A 23,755-nucleotide genomic window follows, 5' to 3' on the forward strand; every position below is an offset into this window, starting at 1 on the left:
CATTGTCGTGCGCTACGCCGCGCCCGGCGATGGCGAATTCTCCGTGATTCTTGCCTGATTCTCCGGCGTATGCTGTATCGCTGCTCAGATCTGCGATGATAGGCGTGTCTGTTTCTCTGTCAGTACTGTTTGATGCAATTGACTCGATACCTTGAAGCCAATACGACGCTTGTGGACCTGATTCGCTCTCTGGCGCCGCAGCCGGGTTGGGCGTATACCCGTTTGCCGGACGTAAAGCTGATCAGCGCGTTCAGCCATATGGGCAGCAGCCCGCAGATCTACGAGCCGAGCCTGATGATCGTCGCCCAGGGCAGCAAGGTGGCGTTTCTGGGGTCGCGGACCTTCGAGTACGGCGCCGGGCATTACCTGATCCAGGCCTTGTCGGTGCCGTTCAAGTGCGAAACCTTCGCTGCGCCGGACATGCCGCTTTACGGTGTGTCAGTGGCGATTGATCGTACCGTGCTGGCCGAACTGGTGCAGGCCATGGGCCCGACGGCTGCAGGCGAAAGCCGGATGCAGACCCCGGAGTCGATGAGTTCGGTGCAGTTCGATGTGGGCATGCGCGAGAGTGTCGAGCGGTTGTTGCGTTGCCTGCACGATCCGCTGGAGTGTCAGGTGATGGGCCAGGCGCGAGTGCGCGATGTGCTGTACAGCGCGCTGCGCGGTCCGCAGGCGGGTGTGCTGCGGGCACTGGTCGAGCAACAGGGGCAGTTCGCCCGGGTGGCCGCGGCGGTCAATTACCTGCACGATCATTTCGCCGAGCCGCTGAATGTCGAGACCCTGGCGCGTTGCGCCAATATGAGCGTGTCGACCTTCCATGAACACTTCAAACGCAGCACCTTGCTCAGCCCGGTGCAATATCTCAAACGCCTGCGTCTGCTGCGTGCCCAGCAGATGCTGGTCAGCGACGCAATGGGTGTGGCTCAGGTGGCATTGCAGGTGGGCTATCAGAGTGCCTCGCAGTTCAGTCGCGAGTACAAGCGCTACTTCGAGCGCAGCCCGGGGCAGGAGAGAGGGGTTTAGCGTCACGGTAGGAGCAGCTTTAGCTGAGAAGCTTTCGCGGCTGAAGCCGCTCCTACGGTGCATTACATGTTGGGGTAGTTGGGCCCGCCTGCGCCTTCAGGCGCCACCCAGGTGATGTTCTGCGCCGGATCCTTGATGTCGCAGGTCTTGCAGTGCACGCAGTTCTGGGCGTTGATCTGAAAGCGTTTCTCGCCGTCTTCCTGGGTCACCACTTCGTACACGCCGGCCGGGCAGTAGCGCTGTGCAGGCTCGTCGTAGAGTGGCAGGTTCTGGCTGATCGGGATGCTCGGGTCTTTGAGCTTCAGGTGGCAGGGCTGTTCCTCTTCATGGTTGGTGCTGGAGAGAAATACCGAGCTGAGCTTGTCGAAGCTGAGCTTGCCGTCCGGTTTCGGGTAGTCGATCTTTTTGGAATCGGCAGCGAGCTTCAGGCAGGCATGGTCCGGCTTGGTGTCGTGCAGGGTAAAGGGCAGCTTGTTGGCGAAGATATTCTGCTCAAGGAAGGCAAAGCCGGCGCCGAGAATCGGGCCGAACTTGTGCATCGCCGGGCCGAAGTTGCGTGAGGCGAACAGTTCGTCGTGCAGCCAGCTGGCCTTGAAACCCTCGACATAGCCGGTCAGTTCGTCGCCGCCTTGGTTGCCCGCCAGCAGTTGCTCGGCCACCGCGTCGGCGGCCAGCATGCCGGACTTCATGGCCGTGTGGCTGCCTTTGATTTTCGAGAAGTTCAGGGTGCCCAGGTCGCAGCCGATCAGCGCGCCGCCGGGGAACACCATCTTCGGCAGCGAGTTGTAGCCGCCTTTGACGATGGCGCGGGCGCCGTAGCTGATGCGCTTGCCGCCTTCGAGGTACTGGCTGGCGACCGGATGGTGCTTGTAGCGCTGGAATTCGTCGAATGGCGACAGGTACGGGTTGCTGTACGACAGGTCGATGATCAGACCGACCACCACTTGGTTGTTCTCCAGGTGATAAAGGAACGAGCCGCCCATGTTGGCGTTGTCCAGCGGCCAGCCGGCGGTGTGCACCACCAGGCCCGGTACGTGTTTGGCCGGGTCGATTTCCCACAGTTCCTTGATACCGATGCCGTAATGCTGCACGTCGGCTTCGCTGTCGAGCTCGAAGCGCTTGATCAGTTGCTTGCCCAGATGGCCGCGGCAACCTTCCGCGAACAGCGTGTATTTGCCACGCAGTTCCATGCCGGGGGTGTACAGGCCGTCCTTGGGCTGGCCTTCGCGGTCCACGCCCAGGTCGCCGGTGATGATGCCGCGCACGATGCCGGCCTCGTCGAACAATACTTCCTGGGCAGTAAAGCCTGGGTAGATCTCGACGCCCAGGTTCTCGGCCTGCTGGGCCAGCCAGCGGCACAGGTTACCCAGAGAGATAATGTAGTTGCCTTCGTTGTGCATGGCTTTGGGCACAAAGAAATCAGGCACCTTGATCGAGCTCTGCTCGCTGCGCAGCACATAGATGTCATCGCGCACCACGGGCGTATTGAGCGGGGCACCCAGTGCTTTCCAGTCGGGGAACAGCTCTTCCAGGGCGCGCGGTTCGAATACCGCGCCGGAGAGGATGTGGGCGCCAACTTCGGAGCCTTTTTCTACCACGCAGACGCTGATTTCCTGGCCGGTTTGAGCGGCCTTCTGTTTCAGGCGGCAAGCGGCGGAAAGCCCGGAGGGCCCGGCTCCGACGATGACCACGTCGAATTCCATGTATTCGCGTTCCACAGGCTATCTCCTACAAATGGCTCACGGTGTCTTTATAAGCTCTGGCGATAAACGACAGCGGCAACAGTCGATTTCGCGGCTTCTTTCTAAGTTCAGGCAGTATATCTACACCATCGGGCAGGTCCAATACAAACGTTTGTTTGAATCGGTTGAAACCCTTATAAATCCTAGCGGCGGGACTCATGACTGGCCGATATGTCGTATTGACCGTCCGGGAGGTTGCGGTCAAGATACGGGCGGTTTGGTACTGGCTGCGGGTCGATAAAACTCGACCAGACCTGTAAAGGCGTGCGGCCGTGAAGTGTGGTTAAACACTTCGTGCCTGTTTGTGCGGCGCATTCTACACGGCCTTGCGGCCATTGGCCGGCTTTAATCGGCCTTGTAGTGCGTGTGCACGCCCCAGGATTGCTTGTTGAGGACGCATTCCAATCGCCTGGCCGTGTCCAGGCGGCTTCTATTCATCGGAGAGTAACGAGGAATCCATGAAGGTTCTTGTAGCTGTCAAAAGAGTGGTCGACTACAACGTCAAGGTTCGCGTCAAGGCGGACAACTCCGGCGTCGACCTGGCCAACGTCAAGATGTCCATGAACCCCTTCTGCGAAATTGCCGTCGAAGAGGCCGTGCGTCTGAAAGAGAAGGGCGTTGCCAGCGAAATCGTCGTGGTCAGCGTGGGTCCGTCCACCGCTCAGGAACAACTGCGCACCGCGCTGGCGCTGGGCGCCGACCGTGCCGTACTGGTTGAGTCCGCTGAAGAACTGACCTCGCTGGCGATTGCCAAGTTGCTCAAGGCCGTGGTCGACAAGGAACAGCCGCAACTGGTGATCCTCGGTAAACAGGCGATCGACAGCGATAACAACCAGACCGGCCAGATGCTCGCCGCGCTGAGCGGTTACGCCCAGGGCACCTTTGCCTCCAAGGTCGAAGTCAATGGCGACAAGGTTGCCGTGACCCGTGAGATCGACGGCGGTCTGCAGACGGTTGCGCTGAACCTGCCTGCCATCATCACCACCGACTTGCGACTGAACGAGCCGCGCTACGCATCCTTGCCCAACATCATGAAGGCCAAGAAGAAGCCACTGGAAACCCTGACCCCTGAAGCGTTGGGTGTTTCCACAGCCTCGACCAACAAGACCATCAAGGTCGAGGCGCCAGCAGTGCGCAGCGCCGGCATCAAGGTCAAGTCGGTGGCTGAACTGGTCGAAAAATTGAAGAACGAAGCGAAGGTAATCTAAATGACTATTTTGGTTATCGCTGAACACGACAAGGGTGCGCTGGTTCCGGCGACCCTCAATGCTGTAGCGGCCGCCCAGAAAATCGGCGGCGACATTCACGTGCTGGTCGCAGGTGCCGGCGTATCGGCGGTTGCCGAAGCGGCCGCGAAGATCGCCGGTGTGGCCAAGGTGCTGGCTGCCGACAACGCAGCCTACGCTCACCAGTTGCCGGAAAACGTCGCGCCACTGATCGTCGAGCTGGCCAAGGGTTACAGCCACGTGCTGGCCGCAGCCACCTCCAACGGCAAGAACATCCTGCCGCGTGTTGCTGCGCAACTGGATGTTGACCAGATTTCCGAAATCGTCTCGGTCGAGTCGGCAGACACCTTCAAGCGTCCGATCTACGCCGGTAACGCCATTGCCACCGTGCAATCGAGTGCAGCGGTCAAGGTCATTACCGTGCGTACTACCGGTTTCGACCCGGTTGCTGCCGAAGGTGGCTCTGCTGCTGTCGAAGCCGTGGCTGCCGCGCACAACGCCGGTACCTCGAGCTTCGTCAGCGAAGAGCTGGCGACCTCTGACCGTCCAGAGCTGACTGAGGCGCGGGTGGTGGTGTCCGGCGGTCGCGGCATGGGCAACGGTGACAACTTCAAGCACCTGTACAGCCTGGCCGACAAGCTCGGTGCTGCGGTCGGTGCTTCGCGTGCGGCCGTTGACGCAGGCTTTGTGCCGAACGACATGCAGGTCGGTCAGACCGGCAAGATCGTCGCGCCGCAACTGTACGTCGCTGTCGGTATCTCCGGTGCGATCCAGCATCTGGCTGGCATGAAAGACTCCAAGGTGATCGTCGCGATCAACAAGGATGAAGAGGCGCCAATCTTCCAGGTGGCTGACTACGGTCTGGTAGCCGACCTGTTCGAAGCCGTACCGGAGCTGGAAAAGCTGGTCTGATCCGGCATCCTGCCCTATAAAAGAACCCGCCCGGTTTGCTGACGAACCGGCGGGTTTTTTGTTTTCTGATAGCAAGGATTTTGCATGGGCGCCTTTCGAGTTCTCTGGCCGTGCGTGCTGGCGGGCTGGCTGATGTCGCCCGCTATGGCCGCAGCGGCAGCCAAGTGCGAGCGGCTGATCGCCAGTGGCAGTCCGGATGCGCCACCGTACCTGTGGCGCGATCCGCAGGACCCCAGGCAACTGATGGGTGCCAATGCCGACCTGCTCCGGCAGGCTGCCCAGGAGTTGGGCATCACCGTAGAGGTGCTCTACGCCGGCAAACGCAGCCAGGCACAAGAGGAGGTGCGCAGCGGGCGGATGGATCTGCTGGTCGATGCCAGTCTGAATTCGGCGCAACTGGAGGCTTTCGATTACCTTCAGCCGGCCATCAGCCATAACGAAATCGTGCTCTGGACGCGCGCCGATTCCGGCCTGGCTGCGCAGAGTCTTGCTGATTTGCAGGGGCACTCCGGGGTGCGCTCTCAAAGAACCCGGCTGACGCCGGAGTTCGAGGCGCTTGCCAGTGCGCAGCTACAGTTGCAAACCGTGGGCGGCCTGACTGCGGCGCTGCAAAAGCTGGCGCTGGGTGAGGTCGACTACGCTCTGGCAGGGCGCTACGCAGGCCGAGTGCTGGTCGAGTCGCTAGGCCTGGCGGCTGACTTGCAGGCGCTGGCGCTGGTGGTGGATCGGCCGGGGTTTCATCTGGCGTTATCGTCCAATTCAGCCTGCAACGACCCCTGGTTGCGCGGACAACTGACGAAAAAGATGACAGAATCGGCAGCTTCGGGCCTTGCCGATGAGGCCATAAAACGCAATCTGGATCTGTGGAAACGCCAGTTGCAGCAGCCCGTCTCCAAACAGTAGGAATGGTTTAGTGAGTACTCGCTTTTTGGTCGCCGGCATGGCGGCTGTCATTGTGGCCGGGTGTGCGAACGATCCGGCGCCCACCGAACAAATGAAACTGACCGAGCAAGCCATTGCCCAGGCCAAGGCAGTAGGGGCCGAAGGTGAAGAGCTGCCGCAGATGCAGCAGGCCGAAGAGCGCTATGCCGCCGCGCGTGCCGAGCTGCTCAAACAGTCCTACAAGAATGCGCGCATGCAGGCCGAGCGGGCTGAGCTGGATGCCCGGCTGGCCGAGGCGCAAACCCTGACCCTCAAGAGTGAAGAGCAGCGTGCGCAACTCGAAGCTCGCCTTGAACGTCTGCGCAAGCAGTTGAAGGAGGCGCAATGAATCGTCTGCCGCATATTCTGAGTGTCTGTGCAGTGCTGGGGTTGGCCGGCTGTGCCGGCCAGTACTCGGGCGATCATGCTTTACAGAAAGCCAGTGCCGACTTTCAGCGGGTCAAGGAAGATCCTGATGTGCTGCGCAGTGCGCCCAAGGATGTGATTCGCGCCGGAGAATCGCTGGGGCGTGCCGAGCGGCTGTCGAGCTATCTGGGCAGTGGCGCGGATGTTGCGCATTACGCTTACCTGAGCAGTCGCTACAGTGAAATTGCCCGTGAGCACACTAATCTGGCGCTGTCGCAAGAGCGTATGGCCAGGATGGAGCTTGAGCGTCAGCGGCTGCAACTGGGGTTGCGTGAAGCCAGGCTGGCCGGTGCCCGGCAGCAGGGCAAGTGGGTCGAAGAGCAGATCATGCTGGCCACTACCCAGAGCGATCGCGGTCTGGTCATGACCTTGGGCGATGTGTTGTTCGATCAGGGCGATGCGCAGTTGAAGAACTCCGCCAATCGTACCCTGCTCAAGATCGTCCAGTTCCTGCAACTGCACCCGCGACGTGTGGTACGCATTGAGGGTTACACCGACAACACCGGCGAGCGTCAGGACAATCTCAAGTTGTCCCGGGATCGTGCCCAGGCCGTTGCGGATGTGCTGATCGACCTGGGAGTGGAAGAAAAGCGTGTTGAAGTCATTGGCTACGGCGCGCAGTTTCCTGTTGATGTGAATGCGACAGAGCGGGGCAGGGCGCAGAATCGTCGGGTTGAAATCGTCTTTTCCGACGATAAAGGACGGCTCGGCATTGCCCGATAAACACAGGGTCCAAAAAAAGCCCGAGCCCGGTAGGGTGCTCGGGCTTTTTTTGGCCTTAAGACCGCTGCTTTTGGCATTTATGCCATCCAAATATTTCTGTCAGGGTGCACAATACGGCTTCTGTGCCAGAACTGTCCCAGTACAATTGCAAACTGTTACGGTTGTTTATCCTACAAGAACAAAATGCCGGTCGCTGTGAGGCCGCTTCATGACCAATCTTCTGTTGTATCAACGTATCGCCCAGCAGCTTGCCGAAGATATTCGCCGCGGCGTTTATCAGCCGGGTGAGCGTGTTCCGTCGGTGCGCAAGATGAGCCTGCAGCTCAATGTCAGCCATGCCACGGTGCTGCAGGCCTACGCCAATCTTGAGGATCAGGGGCTGATTCGCGCCCGGCCACAGTCAGGTTATTACGTCCACCAGACTCCGGCGCTGACCGCATCGACGCCTGATATCGCCCGGGTCGAGCGGCCCAGCCTGGTGACTCGTAGCACCATTATCCAGCAGGTTTTGGTTGAATCACGACGTGAAGGGGTATTTGCCCTGGGTGCGGCTGTGCCTCATGTCGATTATCTGCCGGTCCGTGCACTGCATCAGCAACTGGCCAAAGTGACCCGTTTTCAAAGCCCGCGAGCCTTCAGCTACATGTTCAGCCCAGGCTATGAGCCGCTGCGGCGCCAAGTGGCGATCCGCATGCGTGATGCCGGGGTGGTGGTCGATCCTTCTGAGGTGGTGATCAGCCACGGTTGTGTCGATGCGCTGCAGATGGCTTTACGAGTGGTGACACGGCCGGGTGATTTGATTGCTGCCGAGTCGCCGGCTTATTACGGTCTGCTGCAACTGGCGGATTTGCTGGGGCTGAAGGTCATCGAGATTCCCAGTGATCCGGTCACCGGTATCAGTCTGGAAGCCTTGCAGCTGGCGGCCAATCAGTGGTCGATCAAGGCCTTGGTACTGACTGCCAGGGTAAGCAACCCGCTGGGGGCGACCATGCCCGAGGAGCGGCAGAAGAGTCTGCTGCGGCTGGTTGGCGATTTTGATATCCAGGTCATCGAAGATGATATCTATGGCGAGCTGATGTTCGAAATCGGTCGCACCCGTGCGCTCAAAGCCTTTGATCGGCATGACCGGGTCATCTACTGCTCAAGCTTCTCCAAAACCCTGTCGCCGGGAGTGCGCATTGGCTGGATGATTCCAGGCAGCAAGTACCTGGCCGAAATCCAGCGATTGCAGACCTTCAGTACCCATTCGGCGTGCAGCGTGACCCAGATGGGAGTGGCGGCCTACCTAGAGAATGGTGGCTATGATCGCCATCTGCGGCATATCCGGATTGAGTACCGCAAGAACCTGAGCGCCTATCAATTGGCCGTGCAGCAGCATTTTCCCGAGGGCACCCAGATGAGCCGGCCATTGGGCGGTTTCATTCTATGGGTCAGTTTGCCCGGCAGGGTCAATACTCAGGAGCTGCATATTCGTGCGCTGGAGCAGGGCATCAGCATCGCCCCAGGGCTGATTTTCAGCAATACAGAGCAGTTCAATCATTGCATTCGTCTGAACTGTGGGATGCCGTGGAATCGCGAAGCGGAGCGCTCTCTGATGACGCTGGGAATGTTGGCGCGGCAGTTGTGTCATGAGGCGGCCGCAGGATTTTGACCTATAGGCATGCGCTCTTTTCGTCCGATATTGGTCTGCTGACTTGTCAATCGGGTTGTAAAGGGCCAGCATGTTTATTTCTGCCCAAATCATTGTTCGCTTATGACTGTCTTTCGCCTTGCTGGATTGTTAGTCGTCGTGTTGTTGTGCGGTTGCGATGCTCGGGAGCCGTCTGCGCCCAGACCCAAAACAGAGGCTGCCTCGGCGGCTGTTGCGGTGCCTGAAGCGCCTGCGCGGCCGGTTGCGCCATCGACTGCCGAGAAGCCCGTTGCGCAGGTGGTAAGCGGCGCTGTGGCGGACAAGCATGAGCCTGCGCCGGTGCACAGCCTGGCGCCCAGCGTGCCGGTCAAGCCTGTGGTGCTCGACAAGAATGATTTTGGTGTGGCCAGCAAGCCTGTCGCCGCGCATGCGCAGCCTGAAAAGGCGGCGAAGGCGGTTGCCGGTGCCGAGCCTGGCAAGCCAGGTGTCAGCAAGTCTTCGACCAAGACGGTTGCCAAGGCCGATCGCAAGGAGTTGAAGGCCAAGGGTGACAAGGTGCCGGCCAAGAATGTGCGCATTGGCAATGCCAAGCTGGATCTGAGCCTGCCGCAGGAGTTGGTGCGCGAGCTGGAGCCGCCAGCCAATGTTATCAGTGGTCGGCGCAAGCCACTGCTGCCGCCGATGTTTGGTGATAAGGCGAATTCTGCCGAGTCAGGCTCGTTCGAGCTGGGCGGTCGGATTATCAGCAACGAAATGCAGCTGCAGATGCGCAACGACAACCGCCGGGATGTCGACGGCGCGGCGCTGGACTTCAAATTCAGGCAGTAACGCCCTGTCTGCCCTGTGCTATGGCAGTTACAAGCCTTTGTGGCTGCCGCTAATATCGCTACTCTTTTTTCGTATTCCCAAGGTGTATCGCTTCATGGACTGTCGTTCAGGTTGTGGTGCGTGCTGCATCGCGCCGTCTATTACTTCGCCCATCCCCGGCATGCCTGATGGCAAGCCCGCCGGTGTGCGCTGCCTGCATCTTTCTGTGGAGATGCTCTGTGGATTGTTTGGTCGTCCCGAGCGGCCTGACGTGTGTGGGGGCTTTGCGGCGGATGAGGAGGTCTGTGGTGTTGACCAGGCTGATGCGATTCGTCTGATTGGCTGGTGGGAAAGAGCTACCGCTACCACCTGAGTCCGGGTGCTGGCGGTTCTATCGTAAGCAGAGGAGTGGAACGATGAAATCGCTGTACCGCCTGGCTGTTACGTGTGGTGTAACTGTACTGTTCACGGGCGTTGCACACGCCGAAGACTGGCAGTTGGCCAAGGATGAACAGGGTATCAAGGTGTGGCTCAGTGAGGTGCCGGGTTCGAAGTACAAGGCCTATCGTGGCGTAACCGTGATTGATGCCAGCTTCCAGCGACTGCGTGCCTTGCAGGAAGATGTGGCGGGCGCCTGCGCCTGGATTCATGAGTGTGAATCGCAGAAGCTGCTCAAACACGAAGGTGACAAGGCCTGGACCTACACCCGCTTCAAGACGCCCTGGCCGGTCACCCCGCGTGACTCTGTGTTGCAGGTCAGTACCGTTCAGCAAACCGATGGCAGCCTGAGGCGCAACCTGCTGGCACAGCCGCGCTACATTCCTGAAGAAAAAGGCTACGTGCGGGTGGCGAGTGTCGACGGGTACTGGCAATTGACGCCGAAGGGGCCTGATCGTACCGAGGTGACTTACCAGGTGCACACCGATCCTGGTGGCAGTGTGCCGTCGTGGTTGAGCAACAAGTTCGTGGTCGATGCGCCGTTCAACACCCTCAAGGCATTGCGGGAGAGGGCGCTAAAGCCTTGAGGGCTGGCTGCAAAAACAAAGGGCTGCCCTTGGGCAGCCCTTGTTCGTTGCGCTGAAGCTTACTTGCGATCCGGCAGCGAAGTGATATCGCGTTGCTGCTCGCCGGTGTACAGCTGGCGTGGACGGCCAATCTTGTATGGGCTGGAGAGCATTTCTTTCCAGTGCGAGATCCAGCCGACGGTACGGGCCAGGGCAAAGATCACGGTGAACATGCTGGTCGGAATGCCGATCGCCTTGAGGATGATCCCCGAGTAGAAGTCGACGTTCGGGTACAGCGAGCGCTCGATGAAGTAAGGATCGGTCAGGGCGATCTCTTCCAGGCGCATGGCCAGTTCCAGCTGTGGATCGTTGTGGATGCCCAGCTCGCTGAGGACTTCGTCGCAGCTCTGCTTCATCACGGTGGCGCGTGGGTCGCGGTTCTTGTAAACGCGGTGGCCGAAGCCCATCAGCTTGAACGGATCGTTCTTGTCCTTGGCCTTGGCGATGTACTTGTCGATATTCGACACGTCGCCAATTTCGTCGAGCATGGTCAGGACCGCTTCGTTGGCGCCGCCGTGGGCAGGGCCCCAGAGTGCAGCGATACCGGCAGCGATACAGGCGAACGGGTTGGCGCCCGAAGAGCCGGCCATGCGTACGGTTGAAGTGGATGCGTTCTGCTCATGGTCGGCGTGGAGGATGAAGATCCGGTCCATTGCCTTGGCCAGTACCGGGCTGATCGGTTTGATCTCGCACGGGGTGTTGAACATCATGTGCAGGAAGTTTTCTGCGTAGCTCAGGTCGTTGCGCGGGTACATCATGGGCTGGCCCATGGAGTACTTGTAGACCATGGCGGCAAGGGTCGGCATCTTCGCAACCAGGCGAATGGCCGAGATTTCCCGGTGCTGCGGATTATTGATGTCCAGCGAGTCGTGGTAGAACGCCGACAGGGCGCCCACTACGCCGCACATGACCGCCATCGGGTGGGCGTCACGGCGGAAACCGTTGAAGAAGGTCTTGAGCTGTTCGTGGACCATCGTGTGGTTTTTGACCACGGCAACGAACTGGGCCTTCTGTTCTGCGGTTGGCAGTTCGCCGTTGAGCAGCAGGTAGCAGGTCTCCAGGTAGTCGGACTGGCTGGCCAGTTGCTCGATCGGGTAGCCGCGGTGCAGCAGGATTCCCTTGTCACCATCGATATAGGTGATTTTCGACTCGCAAGAGGCGGTCGACATGAAGCCTGGGTCGAATGTGAAGCGGCCGGTGGCGGTCAGGCCGCGTACGTCGATCACGTCAGGACCAACAGTGCCGGTCAGAATTGGCAGCTCGACGGGGGCGGTGCCCTCGATGATCAACTGCGCTTTTTTGTCAGCCATATGGCCTCCTGTTTATGCTTCGAATCATCAGACAGGCCCCCCACGCAGGGCCCGCATCACTATAGTGAGATAAATTCTAAAGTCAATTTGCCTAAAGTCGTGTTCCAAAGCGGCTTTGGCTATCCATATTTTCGTATTATTCCGACTCCTTTACCCCTTTTGCGCAAGCTGTGCAATCCGCCGTTGGCGGGTGGTCTGCGCGTTGTCATTAGTGGCCTAACTGTCTATACTCGGCGTCCGAGCGCCATGGGCTTTGCAGCCAGTTTCAGGCGCTCGTCACTTCGTGGGTAGTGGGTACCTGACCAGTGCACTTCCCAACAACTTGCCCTGTTGTTCAAAGGGCTCTTCAGTGTGAAAAAAAGCCGTGAAAAGCCAACGACCTGTAAATCTAGACCTAAGGACAATCAAGCTCCCAGTCACTGCTTACACGTCCATTCTTCACCGTGTTTCCGGTGTCATTCTCTTCGTCGGTGTTGTCATCATGCTTTATGCATTGGACAAATCCCTGGCGTCCGAGGAAGGCTTCGGTGAAGTCAAGGCGTGTCTGACCAGCCCGCTGGCGAAGTTTGTCATCTGGGGCTTGCTGTCTGCCCTTCTGTATCACCTGGTGGCCGGCGTGCGTCACCTGATCATGGATGCTGGTGTAGGCGAGACGCTGGAAGGCGGCAAGCTGGGCTCCAAAATCGTAATCGTTGTTTCTGTGGTGCTGATCGTGCTGGCGGGAGTCTGGATATGGTAACCAACGTCACTAACCTTTCCCGCTCCGGCCTGTATGACTGGATGGCACAACGTGTGTCGGCAGTTGTGCTCGCGGCTTATTTCATCTTCCTGATCGGCTACCTGGTGGCCCACCCAGGTATCAGCTACGCCCAATGGCACGAGCTGTTCTCCGCCACCTGGATGCGTATTTTCAGTCTGCTGGCCCTCGTTGCCCTTGGCGCTCACGCCTGGGTCGGCATGTGGACCATCACCACCGACTATCTGACGCCGATGGCGCTGGGCAAGTCGGCGACTGCGGTACGTTTCCTGGCCCAGGCAGTATGCGGCATTGCGATGTTCGCCTACTTCGTCTGGGGCGTGCAGATTCTTTGGGGTATCTGATTAATGGCTAGCACAAAAACTCTTTCTTTCGACGCCATCATTGTTGGTGGTGGCGGTGCCGGTATGCGTGCTGCGCTGCAACTGGCCCAGGGTGGTCACAAGACTGCTGTGGTCACCAAGGTGTTCCCGACCCGTTCGCACACCGTTTCGGCCCAGGGTGGCATCACCTGCGCGATCGCTTCGGCGGACCCGAACGATGACTGGCGCTGGCACATGTACGACACCGTCAAGGGGTCGGACTACATTGGTGACCAGGACGCAATCGAATATATGTGCCAGGAAGGTCCTGCTGCCGTATTCGAGCTCGACCACATGGGTCTGCCGTTCTCGCGTACCGAAACCGGTCGTATCTACCAGCGCCCGTTCGGTGGTCAGTCCAAGGACTTCGGCAAGGGTGGTCAGGCTGCCCGTACCTGCGCAGCTTCCGACCGTACCGGTCACGCGCTGCTGCACACGCTTTATCAGGGCAACCTGAAAGCCGGCACCGTGTTTCTCAACGAGTACTACGCCGTTGACCTGGTAAAGAATGGCAATGGCGATTTCGTTGGCATCATCGCCATCTGCATTGAAACCGGCGAAACCATGTACATCCGCTCCAAGGCGACCGTACTGGCGACCGGCGGTGCAGGCCGTATCTATTCGTCCACCACCAACGCCCTGATCAACACCGGTGACGGTGTCGGCATGGCGCTGCGCGCCGGTGTACCGGTGCAGGACATCGAGATGTGGCAGTTCCACCCGACCGGCATTGCTGGCGCAGGTGTACTGGTTACCGAAGGCTGCCGTGGTGAAGGTGGATACCTCATCAACAAGCACGGCGAGCGTTTCATGGAGCGTTACGCGCCCAACGCCAAGGACCTTGCCGGTCGTGACGTCGTGGCCCGTTCCATGGTCAAGGAAATCATCGCCGGTAACGGTTGTGGTCCTAATGGCGACCACGTGATGCTCAAGCTCGACCACCTGGGCGAAGAAGTACTGCACAGCCGTCTGCCAGGTATCTGTGAGCTGTCCAAGACGTTCGCTCACGTCGACCCGGTTCTGGCGCCTGTTCCAGTGGTTCCGACCTGTCACTACATGATGGGCGGCGTTGCCACCAACATCCATGGTCAGGCCATGACCCAGGATGCTGAAGGTAACGATGTGATCCTGCCGGGCCTGTTCGCTGTGGGCGAAGTGGCGTGCGTATCGGTTCACGGTGCCAACCGTCTGGGTGGCAACTCGCTGCTCGACCTGGTGGTATTCGGCCGCGCTGCCGGCCTGCACCTGGAGAAGGCTCTGGCTGACGGCGTTCAGTATGACGAAGCCACCGAAGCCGACATCAACAGGGCGCTGAGCCGTCTGGACGCGCTCAACGGCCGTACCGAAGGCGAAGACGTCGCGACCCTGCGCCGCGAGCTGCAAAGCTGCATGCAGAACTACTTCGGTGTGTTCCGTACCGGCGAGTACATGCTCAAGGGTATCGAGCAACTGGCCGAGCTGCGCCAGCGCATTGCCAACGTCAAGATCAACGACAAGTCCCAGGCCTTCAACACCGCGCGTATCGAAGCGCTGGAGCTGCAGAACCTGCTGGAAGTTGCTGAGGCCACGGCCATCGCAGCAGAAGCCCGTAAAGAGTCGCGCGGAGCTCACGCCCGTGAAGACTACGAAGATCGTGACGACGAAAACTGGCTGTGCCACACCCTGTACTACCCGGGTGTCAAAAAGGTCACCAAGCGCGCCGTCAACTTCGCGCCGAAGACCGTGCCAGCGTTTGAACCAAAAGTCCGGACTTACTAAGGGTGGCCGCTATGTTGAAAGTCGAAGTTTATCGTTACAACCCCGACACCGACTCGGCGCCCAAGACTCAGGTGTTCGACGTCGATACCGGTGGCAAGGATTTGATGGTGCTTGATGTATTGGCGCTGATCAAAGAGCAGGACGAAGGTTTCTCGTATCGTCGCTCGTGCCGTGAAGGTGTTTGCGGCTCCGATGGCATGAACATCAACGGCAAGAATGGCCTGGCATGCATCACGCCGCTGTCTGCCGTGGTCAAGGGCAACAAGCTGGTGCTGCGTCCGCTGCCTGGTTTGCCTGTCATACGTGACCTGGTCGTCGATATGAGCATCTTCTACAAGCAGTACGAGAAGGTGAAGCCATTCCTGCAGAACGACACGCCGGCTCCGGCCATCGAGCGTCTGCAGTCGCCTGAAGAGCGTGAAAAGCTCGATGGTCTGTACGAGTGCATCCTGTGCGCTTGCTGCTCGACCTCGTGCCCGTCCTTCTGGTGGAACCCTGACAAGTTCCTGGGCCCTGCGGCACTGCTGCAAGCCTATCGTTTCCTGGCTGACAGCCGTGACACTCGCACTGCCGAGCGTCTGGCGTCGCTGGACGACCCGTTCAGTGTGTTCCGCTGCCGCGGCATCATGAACTGCGTCAACGTTTGTCCGAAGGGCCTTAACCCTACCAAGGCTATCGGTCACGTGCGCAACATGCTGTTGGGTAGTGGCGTCTGATTTACTGCTGTAACCCGCTACATCGTTGCAACCGCTGCGGCGCAGACACACAGTCCGCGCTGCAGTTTTAACCAGGGCAGGGCTCGCAAGGCCAGTGCTCTAACTTTGAAGAAATGAGACCAGCAGGGGCATTCGGGCTGGTGCCCGGACTATCTGCGTGATCCTTAGTGGCTTGTTACGGTCGCTGCACACGACCGTCTCAGACTCGCTCTGTGTCTTCGCCGGTGGTGTCCCCTTACCGAGGGTGACCAAGCATGCAAGAAAGCGTGATGCAGCGCATGTGGAACAGCGCCCACCTTTCCGGTGGTAACGCTGCCTATGTGGAAGAGCTCTACGAGCTCTACCTGCACGACCCTAACGCTGTGCCAGATGAATGGCGCACCTACTTCCAGACGTTGCCGATTGAAGGTAGCGCTGTCACCGATGTATCGCATTCGACAATTCGCGATCATTTCGTGTTGCTGGCCAAAAACCAGCGCCGCGCACAACCGGTATCCGCCGGCAGCGTGAGCAGCGAACACGAGAAGAAGCAGGTTGAAGTGTTGCGGCTTATCCAGGCTTACCGTGTACGTGGCCATCAAGCGGCCCAGCTCGACCCGCTGGGGTTGTGGCAACGTCCCGTGCCGGCTGATCTGTCGATCACCCATTACGGCCTGACCAATGCGGACCTGGATACCGTGTTCCGTGCCGGCGACCTGTTCATCGGCAAAGAGGAAGCGAGCCTACGCGAAATCCTTGAGTCGTTGCAGCAGACATATTGTCGCACCATCGGCGCCGAGTTCGCCCACATCGTGGATTCCGAACAGCGCAACTGGTTCATGCAGCGCCTGGAAAGCGTCCGTGGCCGTCCGGCGTTTTCTGCCGAGAACCAGGGTCACCTGCTCGAGCGCGTCACTGCGGCCGAAGGCCTGGAAAAGTATCTGGGCACCAAATACCCGGGCACCAAGCGTTTCGGTCTGGAAGGCGGCGAAAGCCTGATTCCGATGCTCGACGAGCTGATCCAGCGCTCCGGCTCCTACGGCGTCAAGGAAGTCGTGATCGGCATGGCCCACCGGGGTCGCTTGAACGTGCTGGTCAACACCTTCGGCAAGAACCCGCGCGAGCTGTTCGACGAGTTCGAAGGCAAGAAGATGGCCGAGCTGGGCTCCGGTGACGTCAAGTACCACCAGGGCTTCTCTTCCAACGTCATGACAGCAGGTGGCGAAGTTCACCTGGCCATGGCGTTCAACCCGTCGCACCTTGAGATCGTTTCTCCGGTGGTCGAGGGTTCCGTGCGTGCCCGTCAGGATCGTCGCAACGATTCGACTGGCGAGAAGGTCCTGCCAATCTCCCTGCACGGCGACGCCGCCTTTGCCGGCCAGGGTGTGGTGCTGGAAACCTTCCAGATGTCGCAAACCCGCGGTTTCAAGACCGGCGGTACTGTGCACATCGTCATCAACAACCAGGTTGGCTTCACCATCAGCAACCCGCTGGACGCGCGTTCCACCGAGTACGCCACCGACGTTGCCAAGATGATTCAGGCGCCGATCCTGCACGTCAATGGCGACGATCCTGAAGCTGTGGTGTTCGTCACCCAGCTGGCGATCGACTACCGCATGCAGTTCAAGCGCGACATCGTCATCGACCTGGTCTGCTACCGTCGTCGCGGCCACAACGAGGCCGACGAGCCAAGCGGCACCCAGCCGCTGATGTACCAGCAGATCAACAAGCAGCGCACCACCCGTGAGCTGTATGCCGAGCAGTTGATCAAAGCCGGTGTGTTCGACGAAGCGGCTGTACAGGCCAAGATCGACGACTACCGTACTGCTCTGGACAACGGTCAGCACGTGGTCAAGAGCCTGGTCAAGGAGCCTAACCGCGATCTGTTCGTCGACTGGCGTCCCTACCTGGGCCATGCCTGGACTGCGCGTCATGACACCCGTTTTGACCTCAAGACCCTGCAGGAGCTGTCTGCTCGCCTGCTGGATCTGCCAGAGGGTCTGGTGGTTCAGCGTCAGGTCCAGAAAATCTACGAAGACCGCCAGAAGATGCAGGCCGGTGGCTTGCCGATCAACTGGGGCTACGCCGAGACCATGGCCTACGCCACGCTGCTGCATGAAGGCCATCCGGTGCGTATCACCGGTCAGGACGTCGGCCGCGGTACGTTCTCGCACCGTCATGCCGTGCTGCACAACCAGAAGGACGCCAGCGCCTATGTGCCGCTGAAGAACCTGTCTGCCGAGCAGCCACGTTTCGAAATGTACGACTCCTTCCTGTCCGAAGAAGCCGTACTGGCCTTCGAATACGGTTATTCGACCACCCAGCCTAACGCGCTGGTGATCTGGGAAGCCCAGTTCGGCGACTTCGCCAACGGTGCCCAGGTGGTGATCGACCAGTTCATCACCAGTGGCGAGCACAAGTGGGGTCGTCTGTGCGGCCTGACCATGCTGCTGCCGCACGGTTATGAAGGGCAGGGGCCGGAGCACTCCTCGGCACGTCTGGAGCGCTACCTGCAATTGTGCGCCGAGCACAACATCCAGGTTTGCGTACCGACCACACCGGCCCAGATCTACCATCTGCTGCGCCGTCAGGTGATCCGTCCGCTGCGCAAGCCGCTGGTGGTTCTGACGCCGAAGTCGCTGCTGCGCCACAAGCTGGCCATCTCGACCCTGGAAGATCTGGCCGAAGGCTCGTTCCAGACCGTGATCCCGGAAATCGACAGCCTCGATCCGGCCAAGGTCGAACGCCTGGTACTGTGCAGCGGCAAGGTCTACTACGACCTGCTGGAGAAGCGCCGTGCCGAAGGTCGTGAAGACATCGCCATCGTGCGTATCGAACAGCTGTATCCGTTCCCGGAAGATGACCTCATGGAGGCCATTTCGACCTACACCAACCTCAAGCATGTGGTCTGGTGTCAGGAAGAGCCGATGAACCAGGGCGCCTGGTACAGCAGTCAGCACCATCTGCGTCGCAGCATCAGCAACCACAACCGTAGCCTCGTTCTCGAGTACGCCGGTCGTGATGCTTCTGCCGCGCCAGCATGCGGTTACGCTTCGAAGCACGCCGAGCAGCAGGAAAAACTCCTGCAAGATGCCTTCACTGTTTAACGCCTTCGCGCATTAGAAACCGAATTAAGGAATTACAGATAATGGCTATCGAGATCAAAGCCCCCTCTTTCCCGGAGTCCGTTGCCGACGGCACCATCTCCAAGTGGCACAAACAACCGGGCGAGGCGGTAAAGCGCGACGAACTGCTGGTCGACATCGAGACTGACAAGGTGGTCCTGGAAGTCCTGGCCGAAGCGGACGGCGTGCTGGCATCGATCGTTAAAGGCGAGGGCGACATCGTCCTGTCCAACGAAGTGATCGCGACCCTGGACGCGGGTGCTACCGCATCGGCTGCTCCGGCTGCCGCTGCCGCTGCCGCTGCTGCTCCTGCCGCTGCACCAGCAGCTGCTGCTGCCCCGGCTGCCGCTGCTGACGAAGACGCCATCGCTGCCCCGGCAGCGCGCAAGCTGGCTGAAGAAAACGGCATCAACCTGGCCAGCGTCAAAGGCACCGGTAAAGACGGCCGGATCACCAAGGAAGACGTGGTCGCTGCTGTTGAAGCGAAGAAATCCGCGCCGGCCGCTGCGCCTGCTGCCCAGCCGGCCGCTGCCGCTGCTGCTCCTGTGTTCGCTGCCGGCGACCGCACCGAGAAGCGCGTGCCGATGACCCGCGTGCGTGCCACCGTTGCCCGTCGTCTGGTCGAAGCCCAGTCGAACATGGCGATGCTGACCACCTTCAACGAAGTCGACATGACCGAAGTCATGGCACTGCGTTCGAAGTACAAGGATCTGTTCGAGAAGTCCCACAATGGCGTGCGCCTGGGCTTCATGTCGTTCTTCGTCAAGGCTGCTACCGAAGCACTGAAGCGCTTCCCGGCCGTCAACGCCTCGATCGACGGCAACGACATCGTCTACCACGGCTACGCGGACATCGGCGTTGCCGTTTCCAGCGACCGTGGTCTGGTGGTTCCGGTACTGCGTAACGCCGAGCACATGAGCCTGGCTGAAATCGAAGGCGGTATCGCCACCTTCGGCAAGAAAGCCCGCGACGGCAAACTGTCGATCGACGAAATGACCGGCGGCACCTTCACCATCACCAACGGCGGTACTTTCGGTTCGATGATGTCGACCCCGATCGTCAACCCGCCGCAGGCCGCCATTCTGGGCATGCACAACATTCTGCAGCGTCCAATGGCCGTCAACGGTCAGGTTGTCATCCGTCCGATGATGTACCTGGCGCTGTCGTACGACCACCGCCTGATCGATGGTAAAGAAGCTGTAACGTTCCTCGTTACCATCAAGAACCTGCTGGAAGATCCGTCTCGCCTGCTGCTGGACATCTGATCAGGGCAGCCCCGGGCGCCAGGCTTCAAGCTGCCATCATCAGCAGCGGGGAGCGGTGCTTGAGGCTGTAACCTTATCTGATTATCGTGTTGTAATGCCGGGCTGCGTCTACCGCAGCTCAGCTTGCAGCTTGCAGCTGATAGCTCGAAGCTAAAAAAGGAATCTTTTTATATGTCTCAGAAATTCGACGTAGTAGTGATCGGCGCGGGCCCTGGCGGCTACGTAGCGGCCATCAAGGCTGCCCAGCTTGGCTTGAAAACCGCCTGCATCGAGAAGTACCAGGACAAGGACGGCAAGCTGGCGCTGGGCGGTACTTGCCTGAACGTCGGTTGCATTCCTTCCAAGGCTCTGCTGGACAGCTCCTGGAAGTACTACGAAGCGAAGAAGAGCTTCAACGTTCATGGTATCAGCACCGGTGAAGTCGCCATTGACGTGCCGACCATGGTTGGCCGCAAGGCGACCATCGTCAAGGGTCTGACCGGCGGCGTTGCCAGCCTGTTCAAGGCCAACGGCGTCACTTCCCTGCAAGGCCACGGCAAACTGCTGGCCGGCAAGAAAGTCGAACTGACCAAGGTTGACGGCACCGTTGAAGTGATCGAAGCCGAGCACGTGATCCTGGCTTCCGGCTCGCGTCCGATCGACATTCCACCGGCCCCGGTCGACCAGAATGTCATCGTCGACTCCACCGGCGCCCTGGAATTCCAGCAGGTTCCCAAACGTCTGGGCGTGATCGGCGCTGGCGTGATCGGTCTGGAGCTGGGTTCGGTCTGGGCCCGTCTGGGTGCTCAGGTTACCGTTCTGGAAGCACTGGACAAGTTCCTGCCAGCCGCTGACGACGCTGTTGCCAAAGACGCGCTGAAGACCTTCACCAACCAGGGTCTGGACGTCAAGCTGGGCGCCCGTGTGACCGGCTCGCAGGTCAACGGCAACGAAGTCGAAGTCACTTACACCGACGCCAACGGCGAGCAGAAGATCACCTTCGATCGCCTGATCGTGGCCGTGGGCCGTCGCCCGGTGACCACCGACCTGCTGGCCGCCGACAGTGGCGTGACCCTGGACGAGCGTGGCTACATCTACGTTGACGACTACTGCGCGACCAGCGTACCGGGCGTTTACGCCATTGGCGACGTGGTGCGTGGCCTGATGCTGGCGCACAAGGCCTCGGAAGAGGGCATCATGGTGGTTGAGCGCATCAAGGGTCACAAGGCCCAGATGAACTACAACCTGATTCCATCGGTTATCTACACCCACCCGGAAATCGCATGGGTTGGTAAAACCGAGCAGACCCTCAAGGCTGAAGGCGTTGAAGTCAACGTCGGCACCTTCCCGTTCGCTGCCAGTGGCCGTGCCCTGGCTGCCAACGACACCGGCGGTTTCGTCAAGATCATCGCCGACGCCAAGACCGATCGCGTTCTGGGCGTTCACGTGATCGGCCCAAGCGCTGCTGAACTGGTTCAACAGGGTGCGATTGCCATGGAATTCGGCTCCAGCGCCGAAGACCTGGGCATGATGGTCTTCTCTCACCCGACACTGTCCGAAGCGCTGCACGAAGCGGCACTGGCTGTGAATGGCGGCGCCATCCACATCCAGAACCGCAAGAAGCGCTAAGGCACAAGAAACCTCGGCGCGCTGCCCGTCGTAAGACCTGTTCGCAGGTCGCACCGCGGAAAGCGCGTCGGACTCGACCTCTCAGGCGGCAGTGGGATTTCCCGCAGTCCACCCGGAGTAGCGGTCACAGGTGGTGCGGCACACATGCGGTGTGCAGCATCGAATGCGTAATGTCTAAACACAGACGGTAATAAGCATGAATCTTCACGAGTATCAGGGTAAGCAGCTGTTCGCTGAATACGGCCTGCCAGTATCCAAAGGCTTCGCAGTAGACACCCCGGAAGCAGCCGCAGAAGCTTGCGACAAGATCGGCGGCACAGAGTGGGTCGTCAAGGCTCAGGTTCACGCTGGTGGCCGTGGTAAAGCGGGCGGCGTAAAGCTGGTTCGCAGCAAGGAAGACGCAGCAGCTTTCGCTCAGCAGTGGCTGGGCAAGCGCCTGGTGACTTACCAGACTGACGCCAATGGTCAGCCAGTGACCAAGATCCTGGTCGAATCCTGCACTGACATCGCCAAAGAGCTGTACCTGGGCGCTGTAGTCGATCGTTCCAGCCGTCGTATCGTGTTCATGGCCTCCACCGAAGGTGGCGTGGACATCGAGAAGATCGCTCACGACACTCCTGAAAAGATTCTCAAGGCCACCATCGATCCACTGGTTGGCGCTCAGCCATTCCAGGGTCGCGAGCTGGCTTTCCAGCTGGGTCTGGAAGGCAAGCAGGTTGCTCAGTTCGCCAAGATCTTCACTGGTCTGGCCAAACTGTTCCAGGACCACGATCTGGCCCTGCTGGAAGTCAACCCGCTGGTGATCAAGGCTGACGGCGACCTGCACTGCCTGGACGCTAAGATCAATATCGACGCCAACGCCATGTACCGTCAGCCCAAGCTGAAGGAATTCCACGATCCTTCGCAGGACGATCCTCGCGAAGCTCACGCTGCCAAGTTCGAACTGAACTACGTAGCGCTGGAAGGCAACATTGGCTGCATGGTTAACGGTGCGGGCCTGGCCATGGGTACCATGGACATCGTCAACCTGCACGGCGGCAAGCCAGCCAACTTCCTCGACGTAGGTGGTGGTGCAACCAAAGAGCGCGTAACCGAAGCGTTCAAGATCATCCTGTCCGACACCAACGTGGCGGCAGTACTGGTCAACATCTTCGGCGGTATCGTTCGTTGCGACATGATTGCCGAAGGCATCATCGGTGCAGTGAAAGAAGTCGGCGTGAAAATCCCGGTCGTTGTTCGCCTTGAAGGTAACAACGCTGAACTGGGCGCTAAAGTACTGGCAGAAAGCGGCTTGAACATCATCGCAGCTACCAGCCTGACCGATGCTGCTCAACAAGTTGTCAAAGCTGCGGAGGGCAAGTAATGAGCGTTCTGATCAATAAAGACACCAAAGTCATCTGCCAGGGCTTCACCGGCTCGCAGGGTACTTTCCACTCCGAACAAGCCATCGCCTACGGCACCAAGATGGTTGGCGGCGTGACTCCAGGCAAAGGCGGTACCACCCACCTGAACCTGCCAGTGTTCAACACTGTGAAAGAAGCTGTAGCGGCCACCGGCGCTGACGCCTCGGTTATCTACGTACCGGCTCCTTTCTGCAAGGACTCGATCCTGGAAGCTGCTTTCGGCGGCATCAAGCTGATCGTGTGCATCACCGAAGGCATTCCGACCATCGACATGCTGGAAGCCAAGGTCAAGTGCGACGAACTGGGTGTTACCCTGATCGGCCCTAACTGCCCAGGCGTTATCACTCCGGGCGAGTGCAAGATCGGCATCATGCCAGGTCACATCCACTTGCCAGGCAAGGTCGGTATCGTTTCGCGCTCCGGCACCCTGACTTACGAAGCCGTCAAGCAGACCACTGACGCCGGTTTCGGTCAGTCGACTTGCGTCGGTATCGGTGGTGACCCGATCCCAGGCTCGAACTTCATCGACATCCTGAAGCTGTTCCAGGAAGACCCGAAGACCGAAGCGATCGTCATGATCGGTGAGATCGGCGGTTCCGCTGAAGAAGAAGCTGCTGCGTTCATCAAAGCCAACGTGACCAAGCCGGTCGTGTCCTACATCGCTGGTGTGACTGCCCCTCCAGGCAAGCGCATGGGCCACGCAGGCGCAATCATCTCCGGCGGTAAAGGCACTGCAGACGAGAAATTCGCTGCCCTGCAAGACGCTGGCGTGAAGACTGTTCGCTCCCTGGCTGACATCGGCAAGGCCCTGGCCGAGCTGACCGGTTGGGAAGTCAAGAAGTAAGCATCGCTTGCCTTGACTGAACACAACAAAGGCCACCTTCGGGTGGCCTTTGTCGTTACAGGAGTTTGGGTGGATGCGGGGTGTGGGCAGCAGATCACCCGCCGTCTCGGCGTCGCGCTGTCGCGCAGCAAACAGGGAACCTCATAGGAGCAGC

The 23,755-nt window shown here is 59.6% G+C and carries 21 protein-coding genes; 19 read left to right on the forward strand and 2 right to left on the reverse strand.

The window, feature by feature from the left end; genetic code table 11:
• Positions 1-132: 132 nt before the first annotated feature.
• Positions 133-1,023: an AraC family transcriptional regulator gene (locus PSCI_RS19285; RefSeq protein WP_045490110.1), complete on the forward strand. Its 891-nt coding sequence runs from the start codon at positions 133-135 to the stop codon at positions 1,021-1,023.
• A 62-nt stretch (positions 1,024-1,085) separates the two neighbouring features.
• Here PSCI_RS19285 and PSCI_RS19290 read toward each other — a convergent pair whose 3' ends face one another.
• Complete coding sequence (locus PSCI_RS19290) at positions 1,086-2,741, reverse strand: electron transfer flavoprotein-ubiquinone oxidoreductase (RefSeq protein WP_045490113.1); 1,656 nt, start codon at positions 2,739-2,741, stop codon at positions 1,086-1,088.
• 482 nt (positions 2,742-3,223) lie between these two features.
• Here PSCI_RS19290 and PSCI_RS19295 point away from each other — a divergent pair, with 482 nt between their 5' ends.
• The 9 genes from PSCI_RS19295 (at position 3,224) to PSCI_RS19330 (ending at position 10,435) form a co-directional block, all read left to right on the forward strand.
• Positions 3,224-3,973, forward strand: a complete 750-nt coding sequence (locus PSCI_RS19295) for an electron transfer flavoprotein subunit beta/FixA family protein (protein WP_045490115.1) — start codon at positions 3,224-3,226, stop codon at positions 3,971-3,973.
• Complete coding sequence (locus PSCI_RS19300; protein ID WP_045490117.1) at positions 3,974-4,903, forward strand: electron transfer flavoprotein subunit alpha/FixB family protein; 930 nt, start codon at positions 3,974-3,976, stop codon at positions 4,901-4,903.
• Between the two features lie 84 nt (positions 4,904-4,987).
• Positions 4,988-5,806: a transporter substrate-binding domain-containing protein gene (locus PSCI_RS19305; protein ID WP_045490119.1), complete on the forward strand. Its 819-nt coding sequence runs from the start codon at positions 4,988-4,990 to the stop codon at positions 5,804-5,806.
• A 10-nt stretch (positions 5,807-5,816) separates the two neighbouring features.
• Positions 5,817-6,173 carry a DUF4398 domain-containing protein gene (locus PSCI_RS19310; RefSeq protein WP_144403282.1) on the forward strand — a complete coding sequence of 119 codons (357 nt, stop codon included), beginning with the start codon at positions 5,817-5,819 and terminating at the stop codon, positions 6,171-6,173.
• Positions 6,170-6,973, forward strand: a complete 804-nt coding sequence (locus PSCI_RS19315) for an OmpA family protein (RefSeq protein ID WP_045490121.1) — start codon at positions 6,170-6,172, stop codon at positions 6,971-6,973. The genes PSCI_RS19310 and PSCI_RS19315 overlap by 4 nt, the downstream gene beginning before the upstream one ends.
• 208 nt (positions 6,974-7,181) lie before the next feature.
• Positions 7,182-8,624 carry an aminotransferase-like domain-containing protein gene (locus tag PSCI_RS19320; protein WP_045490124.1) on the forward strand — a complete coding sequence of 481 codons (1,443 nt, stop codon included), beginning with the start codon at positions 7,182-7,184 and terminating at the stop codon, positions 8,622-8,624.
• 102 nt (positions 8,625-8,726) lie between these two features.
• Positions 8,727-9,431 carry a hypothetical protein gene (locus tag PSCI_RS19325; protein WP_045490127.1) on the forward strand — a complete coding sequence of 235 codons (705 nt, stop codon included), beginning with the start codon at positions 8,727-8,729 and terminating at the stop codon, positions 9,429-9,431.
• Between the two features lie 94 nt (positions 9,432-9,525).
• Positions 9,526-9,783, forward strand: a complete 258-nt coding sequence (locus PSCI_RS28720) for a YkgJ family cysteine cluster protein (RefSeq protein WP_084710027.1) — start codon at positions 9,526-9,528, stop codon at positions 9,781-9,783.
• 43 nt (positions 9,784-9,826) lie between these two features.
• Positions 9,827-10,435, forward strand: coding sequence for an START domain-containing protein (locus PSCI_RS19330; protein ID WP_045490130.1), 609 nt, complete (start codon positions 9,827-9,829; stop codon positions 10,433-10,435).
• Between the two features lie 59 nt (positions 10,436-10,494).
• On the opposite strand, the gene gltA is transcribed toward PSCI_RS19330, so the two are convergent.
• Positions 10,495-11,784, reverse strand: coding sequence for a citrate synthase (gene gltA / locus PSCI_RS19335; RefSeq protein WP_045490133.1), 1,290 nt, complete (start codon positions 11,782-11,784; stop codon positions 10,495-10,497).
• Between the two features lie 364 nt (positions 11,785-12,148).
• Between gltA and sdhC the strand changes: the two genes are divergently transcribed.
• The 9 genes from sdhC to sucD all read left to right on the forward strand — a co-directional run bounded on the left by sdhC (position 12,149) and on the right by sucD (position 23,601).
• Complete coding sequence (gene sdhC, locus PSCI_RS19340; RefSeq protein ID WP_045490135.1) at positions 12,149-12,523, forward strand: succinate dehydrogenase, cytochrome b556 subunit; 375 nt, start codon at positions 12,149-12,151, stop codon at positions 12,521-12,523.
• Positions 12,517-12,885 carry a succinate dehydrogenase, hydrophobic membrane anchor protein gene (sdhD, locus tag PSCI_RS19345; RefSeq protein WP_045490137.1) on the forward strand — a complete coding sequence of 123 codons (369 nt, stop codon included), beginning with the start codon at positions 12,517-12,519 and terminating at the stop codon, positions 12,883-12,885. Before sdhC ends, sdhD begins: the two co-directional genes overlap by 7 nt.
• 3 nt (positions 12,886-12,888) lie before the next feature.
• Complete coding sequence (gene sdhA, locus PSCI_RS19350; RefSeq protein ID WP_045490139.1) at positions 12,889-14,661, forward strand: succinate dehydrogenase flavoprotein subunit; 1,773 nt, start codon at positions 12,889-12,891, stop codon at positions 14,659-14,661.
• An 11-nt stretch (positions 14,662-14,672) separates the two neighbouring features.
• Complete coding sequence (locus tag PSCI_RS19355; RefSeq protein ID WP_045490142.1) at positions 14,673-15,377, forward strand: succinate dehydrogenase iron-sulfur subunit; 705 nt, start codon at positions 14,673-14,675, stop codon at positions 15,375-15,377.
• A 254-nt stretch (positions 15,378-15,631) separates the two neighbouring features.
• Positions 15,632-18,463 (forward strand): 2-oxoglutarate dehydrogenase E1 component, encoded by a 2,832-nt coding sequence (locus PSCI_RS19360; protein ID WP_045490144.1) that lies wholly within the window; start codon positions 15,632-15,634, stop codon positions 18,461-18,463.
• Positions 18,464-18,504: 41 nt separating this feature from the next.
• Positions 18,505-19,746 (forward strand): 2-oxoglutarate dehydrogenase complex dihydrolipoyllysine-residue succinyltransferase, encoded by a 1,242-nt coding sequence (odhB, locus tag PSCI_RS19365; protein ID WP_045490147.1) that lies wholly within the window; start codon positions 18,505-18,507, stop codon positions 19,744-19,746.
• Between the two features lie 171 nt (positions 19,747-19,917).
• Positions 19,918-21,354, forward strand: a complete 1,437-nt coding sequence (gene lpdA / locus PSCI_RS19370) for a dihydrolipoyl dehydrogenase (protein ID WP_045490149.1) — start codon at positions 19,918-19,920, stop codon at positions 21,352-21,354.
• Positions 21,355-21,550: 196 nt separating this feature from the next.
• Complete coding sequence (sucC, locus tag PSCI_RS19375) at positions 21,551-22,717, forward strand: ADP-forming succinate--CoA ligase subunit beta (protein WP_045490151.1); 1,167 nt, start codon at positions 21,551-21,553, stop codon at positions 22,715-22,717.
• Complete coding sequence (gene sucD, locus PSCI_RS19380; RefSeq protein ID WP_045490153.1) at positions 22,717-23,601, forward strand: succinate--CoA ligase subunit alpha; 885 nt, start codon at positions 22,717-22,719, stop codon at positions 23,599-23,601. The genes sucC and sucD overlap by 1 nt, the downstream gene beginning before the upstream one ends.
• Positions 23,602-23,755 lie beyond the last annotated feature (154 nt).

It is taken from the genome of Pseudomonas sp. StFLB209, assembly GCF_000829415.1.
GTDB lineage: Bacteria > Pseudomonadota > Gammaproteobacteria > Pseudomonadales > Pseudomonadaceae > Aquipseudomonas.

What these genes read in the sequence shown, in the direction of transcription:
- PSCI_RS19325 (WP_045490127.1), top strand. Translation starts at nt 8,727, where the DNA reads ATGACTGTCTTTCGCCTTGCTGGATTGTTAGTCGTCGTGTTGTTGTGC.
- PSCI_RS19295 (WP_045490115.1), top strand. Translation starts at nt 3,224, where the DNA reads ATGAAGGTTCTTGTAGCTGTCAAAAGAGTGGTCGACTACAACGTCAAG.
- PSCI_RS19300 (WP_045490117.1), top strand. Translation starts at nt 3,974, where the DNA reads ATGACTATTTTGGTTATCGCTGAACACGACAAGGGTGCGCTGGTTCCG.
- gltA (WP_045490133.1), bottom strand. Translation starts at nt 11,784, where the DNA reads ATGGCTGACAAAAAAGCGCAGTTGATCATCGAGGGCACCGCCCCCGTC.
- lpdA (WP_045490149.1), top strand. Translation starts at nt 19,918, where the DNA reads ATGTCTCAGAAATTCGACGTAGTAGTGATCGGCGCGGGCCCTGGCGGC.
- PSCI_RS19330 (WP_045490130.1), top strand. Translation starts at nt 9,827, where the DNA reads ATGAAATCGCTGTACCGCCTGGCTGTTACGTGTGGTGTAACTGTACTG.
- odhB (WP_045490147.1), top strand. Translation starts at nt 18,505, where the DNA reads ATGGCTATCGAGATCAAAGCCCCCTCTTTCCCGGAGTCCGTTGCCGAC.
- PSCI_RS19315 (WP_045490121.1), top strand. Translation starts at nt 6,170, where the DNA reads ATGAATCGTCTGCCGCATATTCTGAGTGTCTGTGCAGTGCTGGGGTTG.
- sdhD (WP_045490137.1), top strand. Translation starts at nt 12,517, where the DNA reads ATGGTAACCAACGTCACTAACCTTTCCCGCTCCGGCCTGTATGACTGG.
- PSCI_RS19360 (WP_045490144.1), top strand. Translation starts at nt 15,632, where the DNA reads ATGCAAGAAAGCGTGATGCAGCGCATGTGGAACAGCGCCCACCTTTCC.
- PSCI_RS19285 (WP_045490110.1), top strand. Translation starts at nt 133, where the DNA reads ATGCAATTGACTCGATACCTTGAAGCCAATACGACGCTTGTGGACCTG.
- PSCI_RS19305 (WP_045490119.1), top strand. Translation starts at nt 4,988, where the DNA reads ATGGGCGCCTTTCGAGTTCTCTGGCCGTGCGTGCTGGCGGGCTGGCTG.
- sucD (WP_045490153.1), top strand. Translation starts at nt 22,717, where the DNA reads ATGAGCGTTCTGATCAATAAAGACACCAAAGTCATCTGCCAGGGCTTC.
- PSCI_RS19355 (WP_045490142.1), top strand. Translation starts at nt 14,673, where the DNA reads ATGTTGAAAGTCGAAGTTTATCGTTACAACCCCGACACCGACTCGGCG.
- PSCI_RS19320 (WP_045490124.1), top strand. Translation starts at nt 7,182, where the DNA reads ATGACCAATCTTCTGTTGTATCAACGTATCGCCCAGCAGCTTGCCGAA.
- sucC (WP_045490151.1), top strand. Translation starts at nt 21,551, where the DNA reads ATGAATCTTCACGAGTATCAGGGTAAGCAGCTGTTCGCTGAATACGGC.
- PSCI_RS28720 (WP_084710027.1), top strand. Translation starts at nt 9,526, where the DNA reads ATGGACTGTCGTTCAGGTTGTGGTGCGTGCTGCATCGCGCCGTCTATT.
- sdhA (WP_045490139.1), top strand. Translation starts at nt 12,889, where the DNA reads ATGGCTAGCACAAAAACTCTTTCTTTCGACGCCATCATTGTTGGTGGT.